14 protein-coding genes, 2 tRNA genes and 1 pseudogene are annotated in these 15,130 nt (G+C 63.9%); 10 read left to right on the top strand and 7 right to left on the bottom strand.

Features of this window, described 5'->3' with window-relative positions; translation table 11 throughout:
• Window positions 1-339, bottom strand: a pseudogene (locus tag ASD44_RS03565) (GTP-binding protein); the annotation flags it as partial.
• A gap of 369 nt (window positions 340-708) precedes the next feature.
• On the opposite strand from ASD44_RS03565, the gene ASD44_RS03560 reads away from it, so the two are divergent.
• Window positions 709-1,368 carry a peptidoglycan recognition family protein gene (locus tag ASD44_RS03560; RefSeq protein ID WP_056108868.1) on the top strand — a complete coding sequence of 220 codons (660 nt, stop codon included), beginning with the start codon at window positions 709-711 and terminating at the stop codon, window positions 1,366-1,368.
• 34 nt (window positions 1,369-1,402) lie between these two features.
• Here the strand turns inward: ASD44_RS03560 and ASD44_RS03555 are convergent.
• Window positions 1,403-1,476: transfer RNA gene (locus ASD44_RS03555), tRNA-Gly, on the bottom strand.
• 76 nt (window positions 1,477-1,552) lie between these two features.
• Window positions 1,553-1,637: transfer RNA gene (locus ASD44_RS03550), tRNA-Tyr, on the bottom strand.
• 186 nt (window positions 1,638-1,823) lie between these two features.
• Here ASD44_RS03550 and ASD44_RS03545 point away from each other — a divergent pair.
• Window positions 1,824-2,729 carry an RNA methyltransferase gene (locus ASD44_RS03545; protein WP_082542375.1) on the top strand — a complete coding sequence of 302 codons (906 nt, stop codon included), beginning with the start codon at window positions 1,824-1,826 and terminating at the stop codon, window positions 2,727-2,729.
• A 62-nt stretch (window positions 2,730-2,791) separates the two neighbouring features.
• Here ASD44_RS03545 and ASD44_RS03540 read toward each other — a convergent pair whose 3' ends face one another.
• From ASD44_RS03540 to gcl, 3 genes are all read right to left on the bottom strand, one after another.
• Window positions 2,792-3,742, bottom strand: coding sequence for a 2-hydroxy-3-oxopropionate reductase (locus tag ASD44_RS03540; protein ID WP_082542374.1), 951 nt, complete (start codon window positions 3,740-3,742; stop codon window positions 2,792-2,794).
• A 178-nt stretch (window positions 3,743-3,920) separates the two neighbouring features.
• Window positions 3,921-4,721 carry a hydroxypyruvate isomerase gene (gene hyi / locus ASD44_RS03535; RefSeq protein ID WP_056108863.1) on the bottom strand — a complete coding sequence of 267 codons (801 nt, stop codon included), beginning with the start codon at window positions 4,719-4,721 and terminating at the stop codon, window positions 3,921-3,923.
• A 45-nt stretch (window positions 4,722-4,766) separates the two neighbouring features.
• On the bottom strand, window positions 4,767-6,548 hold the full coding sequence (gene gcl / locus ASD44_RS03530) for a glyoxylate carboligase (RefSeq protein WP_056108861.1): 1,782 nt from the start codon (window positions 6,546-6,548) through the stop codon (window positions 4,767-4,769).
• A 199-nt stretch (window positions 6,549-6,747) separates the two neighbouring features.
• On the opposite strand from gcl, the gene bhcR reads away from it, so the two are divergent.
• Window positions 6,748-7,572, top strand: coding sequence for an HTH-type transcriptional regulator BhcR (gene bhcR, locus ASD44_RS03525; protein ID WP_056108859.1), 825 nt, complete (start codon window positions 6,748-6,750; stop codon window positions 7,570-7,572).
• A gap of 50 nt (window positions 7,573-7,622) precedes the next feature.
• Window positions 7,623-8,372, top strand: a complete 750-nt coding sequence (locus ASD44_RS03520; RefSeq protein ID WP_056108857.1) for a transporter substrate-binding domain-containing protein — start codon at window positions 7,623-7,625, stop codon at window positions 8,370-8,372.
• On the opposite strand, the gene ASD44_RS03515 is transcribed toward ASD44_RS03520, so the two are convergent.
• Entirely contained in the window at window positions 8,369-9,607 is a 1,239-nt protein-coding gene (locus ASD44_RS03515) for a LysR family transcriptional regulator (RefSeq protein WP_056108854.1), read from the bottom strand. The genes ASD44_RS03520 and ASD44_RS03515 overlap by 4 nt on opposite strands.
• Window positions 9,608-9,716: 109 nt before the next feature.
• On the opposite strand from ASD44_RS03515, the gene ASD44_RS03510 reads away from it, so the two are divergent.
• Genes ASD44_RS03510 through ASD44_RS03485 form a run of 6 tightly spaced genes read left to right on the top strand, consistent with a single transcriptional unit; the run spans window position 9,717 to window position 15,120 of the window.
• Entirely contained in the window at window positions 9,717-10,466 is a 750-nt protein-coding gene (locus ASD44_RS03510; RefSeq protein ID WP_056108851.1) for a PIG-L deacetylase family protein, read from the top strand.
• Window positions 10,463-11,137 (top strand): 4-carboxy-4-hydroxy-2-oxoadipate aldolase/oxaloacetate decarboxylase, encoded by a 675-nt coding sequence (locus tag ASD44_RS03505; protein WP_056108847.1) that lies wholly within the window; start codon window positions 10,463-10,465, stop codon window positions 11,135-11,137. Before ASD44_RS03510 ends, ASD44_RS03505 begins: the two co-directional genes overlap by 4 nt.
• A gap of 56 nt (window positions 11,138-11,193) precedes the next feature.
• Window positions 11,194-12,078 carry a DUF1932 domain-containing protein gene (locus tag ASD44_RS03500; protein ID WP_056108845.1) on the top strand — a complete coding sequence of 295 codons (885 nt, stop codon included), beginning with the start codon at window positions 11,194-11,196 and terminating at the stop codon, window positions 12,076-12,078.
• A 1-nt stretch (window position 12,079) separates the two neighbouring features.
• Window positions 12,080-13,624 carry a tripartite tricarboxylate transporter permease gene (locus ASD44_RS03495; RefSeq protein WP_056108842.1) on the top strand — a complete coding sequence of 515 codons (1,545 nt, stop codon included), beginning with the start codon at window positions 12,080-12,082 and terminating at the stop codon, window positions 13,622-13,624.
• 3 nt (window positions 13,625-13,627) lie between these two features.
• Window positions 13,628-14,617 (top strand): tripartite tricarboxylate transporter substrate binding protein, encoded by a 990-nt coding sequence (locus tag ASD44_RS03490; protein ID WP_056108839.1) that lies wholly within the window; start codon window positions 13,628-13,630, stop codon window positions 14,615-14,617.
• On the top strand, window positions 14,614-15,120 hold the full coding sequence (locus tag ASD44_RS03485) for a tripartite tricarboxylate transporter TctB family protein (RefSeq protein WP_056108836.1): 507 nt from the start codon (window positions 14,614-14,616) through the stop codon (window positions 15,118-15,120). The genes ASD44_RS03490 and ASD44_RS03485 overlap by 4 nt, the downstream gene beginning before the upstream one ends.
• The last annotated feature ends 10 nt before the right edge of the window (window positions 15,121-15,130 follow it).

Below are 15,130 nucleotides of genomic sequence, written 5' to 3'. Positions count from 1 at the left end.
GTCGACCTTGTTCAGGAACACCACCAGCGCCGGAACGCCGACCTGGCGGGCCAGAAGGATGTGCTCGCGCGTCTGCGGCATCGGGCCGTCGGCAGCCGAGACAACCAGGATCGCGCCGTCCATCTGCGCGGCACCGGTGATCATGTTCTTCACATAGTCGGCGTGGCCGGGGCAATCGACGTGGGCGTAGTGACGGTTCGGCGTCTCGTATTCCACATGCGCCGTCGAGATCGTGATGCCGCGCGCCTTCTCCTCAGGCGCCGCGTCGATCTGGTCGTACGGCTTGTACTCGCCAAAATACTTCGTGATCGCAGCCGTCAACGACGTCTTGCCATGGTCNAACGTGACCAATCGTGCCAATGTTCACATGAGGCTTATTACGCTCGAATTTACCTTTTGCCATAGTCTCTTTCCTTGAGGCTTCCCGGGGGCGGCTAGACCTACGTTCAGTCGAATGCGGGGCGATTACCGACAAAGGCCGGAAAACACAAGTGCCTTATGGCCGGGCGGCACTCCGCTCGGCCTGAACCTGCCGTCCGGTTGTGGGGATGTGGATAGGCATATAGGGACCCGCCCCGACGATTGAAATAGCCGACGCGCGTGGCAGCAAGCATCAGAAACGCTCAACCAAACCGGCAATTCTTTTTCGCAACCAATATCGCTCGGTTATACTGATGGCATCATCGCAATCCACTGCGGGGGATTTCTGTGGCACTGCCGTCGGACTGGTTGCCCAACGTCCCGATGCGCCGCGTCATCTGTCACTGGACAGCGGGAGCATATGTCGCCGGCGAGACCGACATCGAAGCCTACCACATACTGATCGAGGGCAGCGGCGCGCTGGTTCGGGGCCGGCCGTCGATCGCACTCAACTCAGGCCGGGTGAAATCCGGCTATGCCGCCCATACGCTGAACTGCAACTCCGGTTCGATCGGGGTTTCGCTGTGCTGCATGGCCGGCGCCCGCGAAAGGCCCTTCCGCGCCGGACGCTACCCCATGACGAGGACCCAGTGGGACGCGCTGGTGGTCGTCGTCGCCGAGCTATGCCGCTACTACAAGATCAAGGTGACGCCCCGCACCGTGCTTTCGCATGCCGAGGTTGAGGAAACGCTCGGCATCAAGCAGCGTGGCAAATGGGACTATGCCCGCCTCCCTTTCGAACCGGGCGTGGTGGGGCCGAGAGCCTGCGGCGACAAGCTGCGCCGGGAGGTGTCGGCGGCGATGGGGGCGGTCCCGAACCTGCCGGTGCGTACCGGCCGCGATCCGCCGCTGAAGGCCCTGCTCGACGTCTTCTTGCCGATCCTCGTGCGCGGGCTTGTGGCTGGCCTCGAAACTTTGGTTCGAGAAATATTGAAGCGGATGAAGTAGGAGCCGTGGCCGGCTTCGGCGCTCAACGGAGAACTGGAGCGGGTACCGGGAATCGAACCCGGGTATTCAGCTTGGAAGGCTGCTGCTCTACCATTGAGCTACACCCGCGCCGTACTGTCTTGGCATGAACCCTGCGGAAAAGCGAGGTTGCTTTTCGAGGCTATGCCGGGCTCCGGTGCGACAGTGGTGGAGGGGGCTGGATTCGAACCAGCGTACGCATAGCGAACGGATTTACAGTCCGTCTCCTTTAACCACTCGGACACCCCTCCGCGCTGTCGCCGGAGCCATGCAACGAGGCATTTCGCGTCTCCCAGCCAGCGGTGGCCGATGCCTTGGAAACAGCGAAGCGCCTTATGGCGACTGGGCAATACACTGTCAACCGCACGGCGAGGATTTCGCCGACTTATTCGGCCAACGCCATATCCAAAATGAGGATGCGGCTTTATAGAGGCGCAATGAACGACAGGAAAAAGCCCGGACCGCCTCAAGGAACCCCTGCGCCGGCGCCCGCTGGGACGCTCCCTGCAGGCACCCCGAAGGACACGCATTACGCCAAGCTGAGGCGCGCGCATCGCGACCAGAAGGCAGGCGGCGCGCCCGCGTTCCGCCCGCGCCAGAGCACGCCGCCCGGCGAACATGCGCCCGAAGGATTGGTGCGGCTTTATGGCCTGCACACGGTGCGGGCCGCGCTCGACAATTCCGACCGCCGCATTCGCCGCATGGTGGTCACGCGCAACGCGCTGGAGCGGCTGGAAATCACCGACCTCGCCGCCCTGCCCTTCACGGCGGCCATGGTCGAGCCGCGCGAGATCGACAAGCTTCTGGGTTCGGACGCCGTCCATCAGGGCGTCATGATCGAGGCCGAGCCGTTGAAGCCGAAGCGGCTGGACGCGCTGGGCGAAACGAACCTCGTTCTGGTGCTCGACCAGGTCACAGATCCGCACAATGTCGGGGCGATCCTGCGCTCCGCCGTGGCATTCGGAGCCGGTGCGCTGATCACCACCGCCCGCCACAGCCCGCAGGAATCGGGCGTGCTGGCGAAATCGGCGTCGGGCGCGCTGGAGCATATCGACCATATCGAGGTGCGCAATCTCGCCGATGCGCTCGGCGAACTGCACGAAGCCGGCTTCCAGACCATCGGGCTCGATTCCGAAGGCCCGGCGGAACTGGAAAAGACTTTTTCAGGTGACAAGATCGCGCTGGTTCTGGGCGCCGAGGGCAAGGGCCTGCGGCAAAAGACGCGCGAGACGGTCAACGTGCTGGCGCGGCTGGACATGCCCGGCGCGATCCGCTCGCTCAATGTGAGCAATGCTGCGGCGGTGAGCTTGTATGCGGCGAGGACGTTTGTCAGGCGGCAGTAGGCAATCGGCAGGTCGGCAGTCGAAAAGAGGCCCTGACGCAGCGTCTCAAGCCATTCGTTCGTTCATTCCGATTGCCGATTGCCTATTGCCGACTGCCCCACTTCGTGTCCCGCCATCCGCTCCAGCGCTTTCACCAACCCTGAATGATCGTCCTTCGCGCCGCCATTGGCCGCGCAGGAATTGAAAAGCTGCTGCGTGGTCGAGGTGTTGGGCAGCGCGACGCCGAGCGACTTCGCGCCTTCGAGAGCCAGGTTCAAATCCTTCTGGTGCAGCTCGATGCGGAAGCCGGGCGCGAAGGTGCGCTTGACCATGCGCTCGCCATGCACTTCAAGGATGCGCGAATTGGCCAGTCCGCCCATCAGCGCCTGCCGCACCTTGCCCGGATCGGCCCCGGCCTTCGAAGCGAACACCAGCGCCTCGGCAACCGCCTCGATGGTCAGCGCCACGACGATCTGATTGGCCACCTTGGTGGTCTGGCCGACACCGTTGCCACCGACCAGCGTGATGTTCTTGCCCATCTTTTCGAAGACAGGTCGGGCGCGCGCGAAGGCGTTTTCCTCGCCACCAACCATGATGGTCAGCGAAGCCGCCTTGGCGCCAACCTCGCCGCCCGAAACCGGCGCGTCGAGGTAGTCACAGCCGAGTTCATTGATCTTCAGCGCGAATTTCTTGGTCTCGATCGGCGAGATGGACGACATGTCGATGACCAGCTTGCCGTTTGACAGGCCGGACGCCACGCCCTTGTCTGCGAACAGAACCTCCTCGACCTGCGGCGTGTCCGGCACCATCAGGATGACGATGTCCGCCGCGCGGGCGACGGCATCGTTGCCGGTAACCGTTTTCAGGCCCTTGGCGACAAGATCGGCGGGCGGGTTCGAACGATGGTCAGTGGTGACGACTGGATAGCCGGCGTCGAGCAGGTGCCCCGCCATCGGCGCGCCCATGATGCCGAGGCCGATGAAGCCGATGGTTTGCATGGTTGGTCCTTTCTGTATCTTGTCAGTACCCCTCATCCGTCCTCGCTCCGCTCGGCCACCTTCTCCCACAAGGGGAGAAGGTTCAGAGGGGCCTTAGCTTCGCGGCAAATCTCCAGCGTCAGTAGCTGGCGGAAAGATCAACGCAGGCATTCCCTTCTCCCCGTGTGGGAGAAGGTGGCCGAGCGGAGCGAGGACGGATGAGGGGTGAATTTCGCTAGGCCGCGGCAGTTCCCTTTGCCGCCAGGTCCCTAAACCACCCCAGTCCCTGCTCCGTGCCGGCCTTGGGCTTGTATTCCGCCCCGATCCAGCCGGCGTAGCCGATGCGGTCGATGAAATCGTAGAGGAAAGGATAGTTGATCTCGCCCGTCTCCGGCTCGTGACGGCCGGGATTGTCCGCAAGCTGGATATGCGCGATGCGGCCGAGGTTTGCCTCGATTGTCCGGGCGAGATCCCCCTCCATGATCTGCATGTGGTAGATGTCGTATTGCAGGTAGAGATTGCTCGAGCCGACGCGGTCGAGAATGCCCAGTGCCTGCCTTGTGTTGGTCAGGAAGAACCCCGGAATGTCGACCTTGTCGTTGATCATCTCGATCAGCAGCCGGACCCCTGCCCGCTCCAGCTTTTCGGCCGCGTATTTCAGATTCTCGACGAAGACATTTTCGAGCGTGGCGCGGTCGATGCCCTGCGGGGCAATGCCGGCGAGGCAGTTGACCTGCGGGCAACCCAGCGCCTGCGCATAGTCTATCGCCCTGGCGACGCTTGCCCTGAATTCCTCGACGCGGTCGGGCAGCACGGCGATGCCGCGCTCACCGGCAGCCCAATTGCCGGGCGGCAGGTTGAACAGCGCCTGGGACAGCCCGTTCTTCTTAAGCCGCGCCGCGACGACATCCGGGGCATGCTCATACGGACCGACATACTCCACCGCCCTGAAGCCGGCGCGAGCCGCCGCATCGAAGCGGTCGAGGAAATCGTGCTCGGTGAAGAGCATGGAAAGATTGGCTGAAAACCGGGGCATGGCGTTGTTCCGTGAGAAAATGATTCAAGGCGTTGAGAAGGCGATTCAATCCAGCATCACGACAGCGGTCGGGGCATCCTCGTCGCGCTCGGCAAGGTCCTCGAACTCGACGATATTGTCGATCTCCGTACCCATCGAAATGTTGGTGACGCGTTCGAGGATGAACTCGATGACGATCGGCACCTGGTGTTCCGCCATCAGGCGCCGCGCCTCGGCGAACGCCTTCTGGCAGTCTTGCGGACGGCGCACGCGAACCGCCTTGCAGCCCATCGCCTCGGCGACGGCCACATGGTCGACGCCGTAGCCGACCTCGGCATGGCCGACCGTGTTGATGTTGTCGAAAGCGAGGCTGACCTCGTAGTCCATCGAGAAGCCCCGTTGCGCCTGCCGGATCAGGCCGAGATAGGCGTTGTTCACGACAACATGGATGTAAGGCAGCCTGTGCTGCGCTCCTGCCGCCAGTTCCTCGATCATGAACTGGAAATCGTAGTCGCCCGACAGCGCCACGATCTCGGCATCGGGCCGCGCCGCCCTGACGCCCAGCGCCGCCGGCAGCGTCCAGCCGAGCGGGCCGGCCTGGCCGCAATTGATCCAGTTGCGCGGCTTGTAGACATGCAGGAATTGCGCGCCGGCGATCTGGCTGAGCCCAATGGTGGTGACATAGGTGGTGTCGCGCGGGAACGCCTTGTTCATCTCCTCGTAGACACGCTGCGGCTTCATCGGCACTTCAGTGAAATGCGTCTTGCGCTTCATCGTCTTCTTGCGCGCCTGGCATTCCCTTGCCCAGCCGGACCAGTCGCGCAGCTTGCCCGCGGTGCGCCACTCGGTGGCGACGTCGAGCAGCGTCTTCAGCGCCGCGCCCGCGTCCGAAACAAGGCCGAGGTCGGGCGCGAAGACACGGCCGATCTGCGTCGGCTCGATGTCGATGTGAACGAATTTTTTCCCTCTGGTGTAGGTGTCGACCGAGCCGGTGTGCCGGTTGGCCCAACGGTTGCCGATGCCGAGGACGAAATCGGCCGCCAGCATGGTGGCGTTGCCATAACGGTGTGACGTTTGCAGCCCGCACATGCCGGCCATCAGACGGTGGTCGTCGGGGATAGCGCCCCAGCCCATCAGCGTCGGAATGACCGGTACGCCGGTGATCTCGGCGAATTCAGTCAAAAGGTCGGACGCATCGGCATTGATGATGCCGCCGCCGGCGACGATCAGCGGCTTTTCGGACGCGTTGAGCATTGTCAGCGCCTTTTCGGCCTGGGCCCGGTTGATGACGGGCCTGAACGGCTCCAGAGGCTCATAGGCGTCGATATCGAACTCGATCTCGGCCAGTTGAACGTCGACCGGCAGGTCGATGAGCACCGGCCCCGGGCGGCCCGAGCGCATCAGATGGAATGCCTTCTGCAGCGTCATCGGGACCAGATACGGCTCCATCACCGTCACCGCCCATTTGGTGACGGGCGCGGCGATCGCGGCGATATCGACAGCCTGGAAATCCTCCTTGTTCAGACGCGCGCGCGGCGCCTGTCCGGTGATGCACAGGATCGGAATGGAATCGGCCGATGCCGAGTAAAGCCCGGTTATCATGTCGGTGCCGGCGGGGCCGGACGTGCCGATGCACAGGCCGATATTGCCGGCGGTGGCGCGTGTGTAGCCTTCGGCCATATGAGACGCCGCCTCGACATGACGGGCCAATACATGGCGGATGGTGCCCCTCGCCTTCAGGGCCGAATAGAGCGGGTTGATCGCCGCGCCCGGCACGCCGAAAGCGCAGGCCGTGCCTTCCTTTTCAAGAACGAGAACGGCTGCATCGACTGCGCGCATCCTGGCCATGATCGCCTCCTGGCATTGAACCTTGTGATGCCTTGACCCTGACAGGACAGCTCACATTTTTCAATTTTTTCAAAATATTTTTTCATTTTTTGAAACGAGATGTTTCTGACTGATTTTGCTTGGCTTTTCATTTTTCGCCATTTCGGTTATTTCTCTCGGTGAAAAACTTTTTCATATTTCACCTCGACTGGAGCGGCCGATGGAACAGATTGAAAAGCGCCAGCGCGGCAGGCCACGCGCTTTCAACGGGCCTTCCGAGAACGCATCGGTCCAGTCCCTCGACCGCGCGCTGCGCATCCTGGCCATCGTCGCACAGGGTGACGGGCTGTCGCTGAGCGAACTGGCCAACGCATCGGGGGTCCCCGCCCCCACCGCTTACCGTATGCTGACCACGCTTGAGGGCCACGGCATGGTGGAGTTCGACAAGACCAGCCAGCTCTGGTCGATCGGCGTCGAAACCTACCGCATGGGCTCCGCCTTTCTGCGCAGCCGCAAGCTGGTCGACCGGGCGCGTGGCGTCATGCAGGAGCTTATGGAAAAGACCGGCGAAACCGCCAATCTCGGCGTCGCGGAGGACGATTGCGTCGTCTTCATCAGCCAGGTCGAGACGCATCAGGCGATCCGCGCCTTCTTCCGGCCCGGCACACGCAGTCCTTTCCATGCTTCCGGCATCGGCAAGGCGGTGCTGGCGCATCTCGACGGCGACCGGGTGGCGGCGATCGCACGCAAGGCGGGGTTGGAGACATTCACGGCAAAGACACTCTCCTCCCTGCCCGCGCTCTCCCTCGATCTGGCGACAACAAAGGAACGAGGCTGGTCGGTCGACGACGAGGAACGCAACGAGGGGATGCGCTGTGTGGCGGCTGCCATCTTCAACGAATACGGTGAACCCGTCGGTGGTGTTTCGGTCTCGGGACCGACGGTCCGGGTGACATCGCAGAGACTGGCAGAGATCGGCCCCATGGTGCGCGACGCGGCCGTCGCCGTCACCGCCATGATCGGCGGCAAGGCGCCCGTCGATTGATTCGACACGGTCGGGCAGCTAATGCGCCCCTGGTTCAACGGGTTTGTTTCATGATTTTGAGCGAGCATGAGAAAGCGGCTATCCTTGCGGAATTGGCGCCGACAGGAAAACTCCGTTTTGCGCTTAATCACGGCAATGCGGTGCTGGTGAATCCAGGCTCGACGGCCCATGCCCCAAGCGGCGTTTCGGTCGACCTTGCAGAAGCGTTCGCCGCCGCGCTCGGCGTTGCAGGGGAGTTCGTCCATTACAGCAAGGCCGGCGACGTTTCCGATTCTGTCGCCGCCAATGACTGGGATGTCTGCTTCCTGGCCATCGACCCGCTTCGGGCGCAGGACATCGCCTTCACCGAGCCCTACGTGGCCATCGACGGCAATTTCATGGTGCCGGCCGCCTCGCCTGTTCGGGAAGCGCCGGATATCGAGCGGCTTGGGCTGACCGTGGGGGTGACGCGCGGCAGCGCGTATTCGCTTTGCCTCCTGCGTGAGTCCAGAAGAGCGACCATCAAGCAATATGACAGCGCCGCGCAGGTGACAGCCGGTCTTGTCGCCAGGGATATCGACGCGATGGGCGGTGTCCGGCAGGCGATGCAGGCTGTTGCCGCGGCGAACACCGGTTGCAGGATCGTCGAGCCACCCTTCATGTCGATCCTGCAAGCCGTCGGCACCAGGACCGGACGCCCTCTCGCTCAAAGCTTCGCCGACTCGTTCGTGCGGGAAATGAAAGCGAGCGGGTTCGTCAAGGAAGCCCTTGAACGCCACGGGTCGGGCAATCTGAGGGTCCCCGCCAGCGCGGGCGTCTAGTCGAGAGCCATCTCCGCAGCGGCTTTGTGAATTTCACCCAGGAAGGCGCCCTGCAGCCGGCTTGGCAGCCAGTTCTCGCGCATGGTCAGCCCGATCATGCGCGTGTTCAGGCGCTGGGCGACAGGCGCCGAGACCGGAACGCAGCGAAGGATGCCCTCGCGGTCCTCGATGGCGATCTGCCGGCGCGACAACATGGCGAGCCGGTCGCTCTCGATGACGATGGCGCGCGTCAGCACCAGGGAGCTGGTCTCGATGCTGGGTTTCGGCGGATTGGCAAAGCCTGAAAAAAGCTTGTCGTGGGCGGCGCGGATCGGCGTTCCGGGCCGCTGCGCAACCCAATCCATCGCCGCCAGGTCCTCCAGTTCGGCGCCCTTTCCGGCAGCGAAAAGCGGATGGCCGGGCCGGGCGACGATCGCATAGGGGTCCTCGAACAGTTGTTCCGTCCGCAAGCCCTGCAGATCGCTGCCGCTGCGCAGCGCGCCGATCAGGATGTCGCAGACGCCGGCGCGCAAATGCTGCGACAGCGTCTCATAGGATCCGTCGGTGATCTCTACCCTCGCCTTCGGATGCCGTTCGAGCAGACTGTTGATCGCCCGGCCGAGAAGCAGCGTGCGGGCGAGCGGCAGGCTGGCAATTTTCAGGCGGCCCTCCATACGTCCTTCGAGTTCGCGCAGTTCGTCGCGCGCCTGGTCGAGTTCGGCGAGCGCAATCTGCCAACGCAGCGCCAGCCGCCTGCCGACGGCGTTGGGCGTTATGCCGCTGGCGCCGCGGCTGAAGATCGCCCTGCCCAAGGTCTCCTGCAGTCCATGCGCAAGCCGGTGCAGAGCGCCCGGTGAAACCTCGTTGCGGCGGGCCGCCTCGGTGATCGACCCGGCATTGGCGAGCGCGATCAATGCCTTGATCTGCCTCAAGGTGATCCTTTCCAGGCATCGGGCGACCAGCGAGGCATCCCGCTGCGACGCGGCACCGAGCGCCTGCGCCAGGGCTGCGGAGAACTGGCTCTCCATGCGTTCCAGCCGATGCCGCAGCACGTCGCCGGCCGGCGTCGGCTGGCTGCCCGCCGCATGGCGCGTCAGCAGCGCCGCGCCGAATTGCTCCTCGATGCCGGCGACGGCCACGGAAATGGCCGGCTGCGAAATGTTCGCCTGCGCCGCCACGCGGTTGAGGCTGCCGATCTCGCAGATACGCGCGAACAGCCGCAAATGGCGAAGGTTAAGACCTGTCTCCTCGATCATCGGCGAAACCTGATTCACAAAAAACTATAACTTGGCGTGGCTTTCGTATTAGCACGACGCCTCCGATCCATGCCACTTCGCTCTTCGACAAATCGAGAGAGGAGCGATAATGCCCGGTAAAACGGCGCTGGTTGTCAGCGCGCATTCAGCAGACTTCGTATGGCGCGCCGGCGGCGCGATCGCGGCCCACACAGAACAAGGCTACGCGGTCACCGTCGTATGCCTGTCCTTCGGCGAGCGCGGCGAGTCCGCCAAGCTGTGGCGCAAGCCCGGCATGACGCTGGATACGGTGAAGGCCGACCGTCAGCGGGAAGCCGAAAACGCGGCAAAAGCGCTCGGCGTCGAGGATATCCGATTTTTCGACCTCGGCGACTACCCCATGCAGATCACGCCGGAAGCTTTCGACAGGCTGGTGGACGTCTACCGGGAGATCCGCCCAGAGTTCATGCTGACCCATTCGCGGCAGGATCCGTACAATTTCGATCACCCCATGGCGACGGACTTCGCCCAGCACGCCAGGGTGATCGCCCAGGCGCACGGCCACAAGCCGGAAACGAAGATCATCGGCGCGCCGCCGGTCTATCTGTTCGAGCCGCACCAGCCCGAGCAGTGCAACTGGAAGCCGAACTTCATGCTCGACATCACCGCGGTGTGGGAGAAGAAACTGGCGGCCATCAAATGCATGGAAGGCCAGGAGCATCTCTGGGAATATTATACCCGCGTCGCCCAGCAGCGCGGGGCGCAGGCCTCCCGCAACTCCGACTACAAGATCACCTACGGTGAAGCCTACGAAGCCGTCTTCCCGCATGTTACCGGCACGCTCGGTCATGGGGCGCTGGCCAACGGAGCATCGGCATGAGCGTCGTCCGTCGCAACATCGCACGCACCGACCTCGCCATTGTCGACGCCCTCGCCAGCTGTGGAACCGCCACCGTCCATGAGGCGATGGGCCGGACCGGCCTGATGCAGTCTTACATGCGGCCGATCTGGCGCGGCGCCCGCGTGGCGGGAAACGCCGTCACCGTCTCGGTGGCGCCGGCCGACAACTGGATGATCCATGTCGCAGTCGAACAGTGCCGCGAAGGCGACATTCTCGTCGTCGCGCCGACCTCGCCCTGCGACGCAGGCTATTTCGGCGAGCTTCTGGCGACTTCGCTCAAGGCGCGCGGCGTGCGCGGCCTGATCATCGAAGCCGGCGTCCGCGATGTGATGGAACTTGAGGAAATGGGCTTCCCCGTCTGGTCGAAGCACATATCGGCGCAGGGAACCGTCAAGGGCACGCTCGGCTCGGTGAACGTTCCGATCGTCTGCGCCGGAGCACTGGTCAATCCGGGCGACGTCATCGTCGCCGACCAGGACGGCGTCATGGTCGTGCCTCGCGAACAGGCCGGCAAGGCGCTGGAGCTTTCGCAGACGCGTCTCGACAAGGAAGCCAAGACGCGGGCGCGGCTGGCGGCCGGCGAGCTTGGCCTCGACATTTACGGCATGCGCGACGCCTTGGCCGCCAAGGGTTTGCGCTACCTGGACTGACAAGAACGAACGCTGCCTGCGGCATTGTCCGACGAGCAGCGTCATCGGGAGGAAAGATGACGAAGATTGCCATGATCGGCTTCGGTGAAGCCGCGCAATCCATTGCCGCGGGCCTCAAAGGCCGGCCGGGGCTGGAGCTATCCGCCTTCGACCTGCGCTTCGCCGATCCGGCAGCCGCGCCGGCGCTTGCCAAGGCAGCGGCCGAGCGCGCTGTGACAGCACTGGACGACATTTCCGGCATCGCGCCCGCCGACATCGTGCTGTCGCTGGTCGTCGGCTCGGCCACCCGCGCGGCGGCAGCGTCGGCGGCTGAGCATATGCGAGACGGCGCGGTCTATATCGACCTGAACTCCGTCGGTTCGGAAACCAAGCAGATCGCGGCAAGCGAGATCACCCGCGGCAAAGGCAGCTTTATCGACGGCGCCGTCATGGCTCCGGTGCCCCGCCATGCCGAGAAAGTGCCCATCGTGATGGCCGGAGAGCGTGCCGGCGAGATGGCCGAACAACTCAACGCACTCGGCATGAATGTCGAGGCAGTCGGCGACACGCCCGGCCAGGCCTCCGCGCTCAAGATGATCCGGTCGGTGATGATCAAGGGCATCGAAGCCCTGCTGATCGAGGCCCTGACTTCGGCTGAAAAGGTGGGCGTTACCGAGCGCATCCTGGATTCGGTCCAGGAGTCCTTCCCCGGGCTGAACTGGCGCGAAATCGCCGACTACTATTTGTCGCGCACGTTCGAGCATGGCGCACGGCGGGTGACCGAAATGACGGAAGCCGCCAACACGATCGAGTCGCTCGGCCTTGACGCGCATATGTCGCGCGCCGCCTGCAAGACGATCGGCTCGGCCCATCTGGCGCTGAAGGACAAGGGGCTGGCCGTCACCGACGGCTATCGCGGCTTCGTGCCGGCATTGGCGGCAACTTTGGTCAGGGAGGTCTGACATGGACGGGATCATTCAATCCCTTGAGGTCATCTTCAGCCTGTGGGGCCTGGCGATGCTCGTCATCGGGGCGCTGCTCGGCATCGTCATTGGCGCCCTGCCCGGCCTCGGCCCGTCGATCGGACTCAGCCTGCTCATCCCCTTCACCTACAATCTCGGGCCGGAACTCAGCATGCTGCTGATGATCTCGCTCTACACATCCGCCGAATATGGCGGTTCGATCAGCGCCATTCTGTTGTCGACGCCCGGCACCGCGGCGGCGGCGGCCACCGTCATCGACGGTTATGCGATGGCGCGGAAAGGCAAGGCGAACGAAGCGATTTCGATTTCGCTCACCGCCTCGACGGTCGGCGGCGTGCTGGGCGGGCTTGCCCTTCTGCTGCTCGCCATGCCGCTGGCGAAACTGGCATTGCAGTTCGGTCCCGCCGGATATTTCGCGGTCGGGCTGTTCGGCCTCTGCTCCGTCGCGGCGCTGTCCGGCGGCTCGCTGATGAAGGGGCTGATCTGCGCCGCCTTCGGCCTGGCGCTCGCCACGGTCGGCATCGATCCGATCGCCGGCACGCCGCGCTTCACGCTGGGCATGTACCAGCTTTACGAGGGCGTGCCCTTCCTCGCCGCGCTGATCGGCCTTTTCGCCGTGTCGGAGGCGATGGTGATGCTGGAAAACCGGGCAACTGCCGCCCCCATCATCAAGGACAAGGTCGGCCACGTCTTCATGTCGATGGCGCTGTGGAAGAAAACCTGGCGCACCATGCTGTCGGGGTCCGTCATCGGTACCCTGCTCGGCATCCTGCCCGGCGTCGGCGGCAACATCGCCTGCTGGGTGGCGCGCGACTATGCCCGCGCCCGCGATCCGCATCCGGAAGAATACGGCCACGGCTCGGCCAACGGCATCGCCGCGCCGGAAGCCGCCAACAACGCGACCGTCGGCGGCGCGCTGGTGCCCTTGCTGGCGCTTGGCGTGCCCGGTTCGCCGACCACCGCCATCATGGTCGGCGCGCTGATCATGCACGGCCTGCATCCGGGTCCGCAACTGTTCACCGATGCGCCGACGCTCGTCTACGCGATTCTGTTCGGCGTCATCATCGCCTCGCTCGTCCAGTACATTGCCGGGTCGCTGTTCCTGCCGATTATGGCCAAGACGGTGTTGCTGCCCGACGCGGTCATCGCGGTCGGCATCATGGCCTTCGCGGTGCTGGGCGCCTTCGCCATCCGCAATCTGATGTTCGACGTCTATCTGATGCTCGGCTTCGGCGTGATCGGCTACCTGATGAAGAAATTGGATTTCCCGGTGCCGCCTGTGATCCTGGCCATGGTGCTCGGCTACCTGATCGAATCCAACTACCGGACGGCGCTGGTGTCGTCGCAGGGCGATCACATGATCTTCGTGACCGACCCGATCAGCCTGCTGTTCCTGGTTCTGAGCGTGGTCAGCCTGGCGGTACCGCTGTGGCGCGGGTTCCGCAAGCGCAGCCTCGGCCGCGCCATTCAAAAGACGGAGGCGGCCGCGGGAGGCGCGCCTTCCCTGAAATCAATGGAGGAGTAGACGATGAAAATGACAAGACGATCGCTTGGTTCGCGGCTGATCACCGCAGCGCTCTGCGCAACGCTCGGCCTTTCCACGGCCATGATGCCGGTGGCCGCGACCGCCGCTGGCTTTCCTGAAAAATCGGTGACGCTGGTCGTATGGTCCGGCGCTGGAGGAGCGCTGGACACTTACGGCCGCAAGCTGGCTGAGCTGCTCGAGAAGCAGGTCGGCTGGAGCGTCAAGGTTGACAACCGCCCGGGCGGCAGCGGCGCGGTCGGCGTCTCGCAGATCATGAACCAGCCGGCGGACGGCTATAACATCCTGGTGCTGACCGGCACACTGACCTTCGGCATCGCGCAAGGCCTGATTCCGTTCAAGATCGACGATCTGCGTCTGCTGCGCGCCATGCAATCGGAGCCGTCTTCACTCGCGGTTCTGGCTGACAGCCCGCTCAAGTCGGTCGATGACTTCGTCAAATACATGAAGGAAAATCCCAACGGCCTGAAGGTCGGCGGCCATGCGCCGGGCGGCTTCCACCAGTACATGCTCTACCAGCTGATGAAGCAGGGTGGCTTCGAGAGCGGCTGGATCCCGCATGACGCCTCCGGCAAGGTGACGCTCGGCCTGCTTGGCAAGCATCTCGACGCCGCCATGATGACCCCTTCCACGGGTCTGTCGCAGGTCAAGAGCGGCGAAATCCGCCTGCTCGGCGTTTCCACGCCCGAGCGCACGGAATTCCTGCCCGATACGCCGACCTTCAAGGAACAAGGCTACAACCTCGAAGATTCGATCTGGCGCGGCATCGCGGTCAAGGCCGGCACCCCGGACGATACCGTCAATGCCATTCAGGCCGCCATCGACAAGGTCACGGCCTCGGAAGACTGGAAGAAATTCCAGACCGAGCAGCTGCAGGACAGCCCCGACTGGAAGGAAGAGGAATTCACCAAGCGCGCCAAGGGCGAGCTTGAAAGCCAGACGGAATTCCTGAAGGCCAGCGGATACATAAAATGACCGGCGAAACGTCGACAGCTTCGACGGCGGAGCCCTTCCCCACCGGGGGAAGGGCAAAGCCCGGCACCCATTTCTGGCAGAACGCCATCGCGGCCTGCGTCAGCCTGGCCTGGAACGCGGCCGTTCTCGTCCTCAGCCTCGAACTGCCGGAAGGGCATTCGCGTGGCGATCTCGGCCCCGGCGCACTGCCGATGCAGATCGCGATACTCGGACTTCTGGCCTCGGCGGTCTATCTGGTCCAGGTGCTGCGCGGCATGGATTTCGGCGGCGCCGACGGCAAGGTCGACGTGCCGCGCGTGGCCGGCCTGATCGGCCTCTTCATAGCCGCTTCGGTGAGTTCGGCATGGATCGGCCTCGCCGTGTCGCTCGGTCTCGCCACGGGGCTGGCGACGCTGCTTTTCACCGGCGAAAAACTCTTGCTGCGGGCCGTATTGACCGGCGTCGGCTTCTGGGCGATCGCCTATGTCATCTTCGGCATGTTGCTGGACCTGCCCCTGCCCTGACGGTGCGATC

Source organism: Mesorhizobium sp. Root554, from assembly GCF_001427025.1.
GTDB lineage: Bacteria > Pseudomonadota > Alphaproteobacteria > Rhizobiales > Rhizobiaceae > Mesorhizobium.
Note: the sequence above shows the minus strand (reverse complement) of the source record. Positions and strands in the feature narration are given on the sequence as shown.

Bases quoted from the DNA above. Each gene is read 5' to 3' on its own strand.
- ASD44_RS03545 (WP_082542375.1), top strand. From the start codon at position 1,824: ATGAACGACAGGAAAAAGCCCGGACCGCCTCAAGGAACCCCTGCGCCG.
- ASD44_RS03540 (WP_082542374.1), bottom strand. From the start codon at position 3,742: ATGAGGGGTACTGACAAGATACAGAAAGGACCAACCATGCAAACCATC.
- hyi (WP_056108863.1), bottom strand. From the start codon at position 4,721: ATGCCCCGGTTTTCAGCCAATCTTTCCATGCTCTTCACCGAGCACGAT.
- gcl (WP_056108861.1), bottom strand. From the start codon at position 6,548: ATGGCCAGGATGCGCGCAGTCGATGCAGCCGTTCTCGTTCTTGAAAAG.
- bhcR (WP_056108859.1), top strand. From the start codon at position 6,748: ATGGAACAGATTGAAAAGCGCCAGCGCGGCAGGCCACGCGCTTTCAAC.
- ASD44_RS03520 (WP_056108857.1), top strand. From the start codon at position 7,623: ATGATTTTGAGCGAGCATGAGAAAGCGGCTATCCTTGCGGAATTGGCG.
- ASD44_RS03515 (WP_056108854.1), bottom strand. From the start codon at position 9,607: ATGATCGAGGAGACAGGTCTTAACCTTCGCCATTTGCGGCTGTTCGCG.
- ASD44_RS03510 (WP_056108851.1), top strand. From the start codon at position 9,717: ATGCCCGGTAAAACGGCGCTGGTTGTCAGCGCGCATTCAGCAGACTTC.
- ASD44_RS03505 (WP_056108847.1), top strand. From the start codon at position 10,463: ATGAGCGTCGTCCGTCGCAACATCGCACGCACCGACCTCGCCATTGTC.
- ASD44_RS03500 (WP_056108845.1), top strand. From the start codon at position 11,194: ATGACGAAGATTGCCATGATCGGCTTCGGTGAAGCCGCGCAATCCATT.
- ASD44_RS03495 (WP_056108842.1), top strand. From the start codon at position 12,080: ATGGACGGGATCATTCAATCCCTTGAGGTCATCTTCAGCCTGTGGGGC.
- ASD44_RS03490 (WP_056108839.1), top strand. From the start codon at position 13,628: ATGAAAATGACAAGACGATCGCTTGGTTCGCGGCTGATCACCGCAGCG.
- ASD44_RS03485 (WP_056108836.1), top strand. From the start codon at position 14,614: ATGACCGGCGAAACGTCGACAGCTTCGACGGCGGAGCCCTTCCCCACC.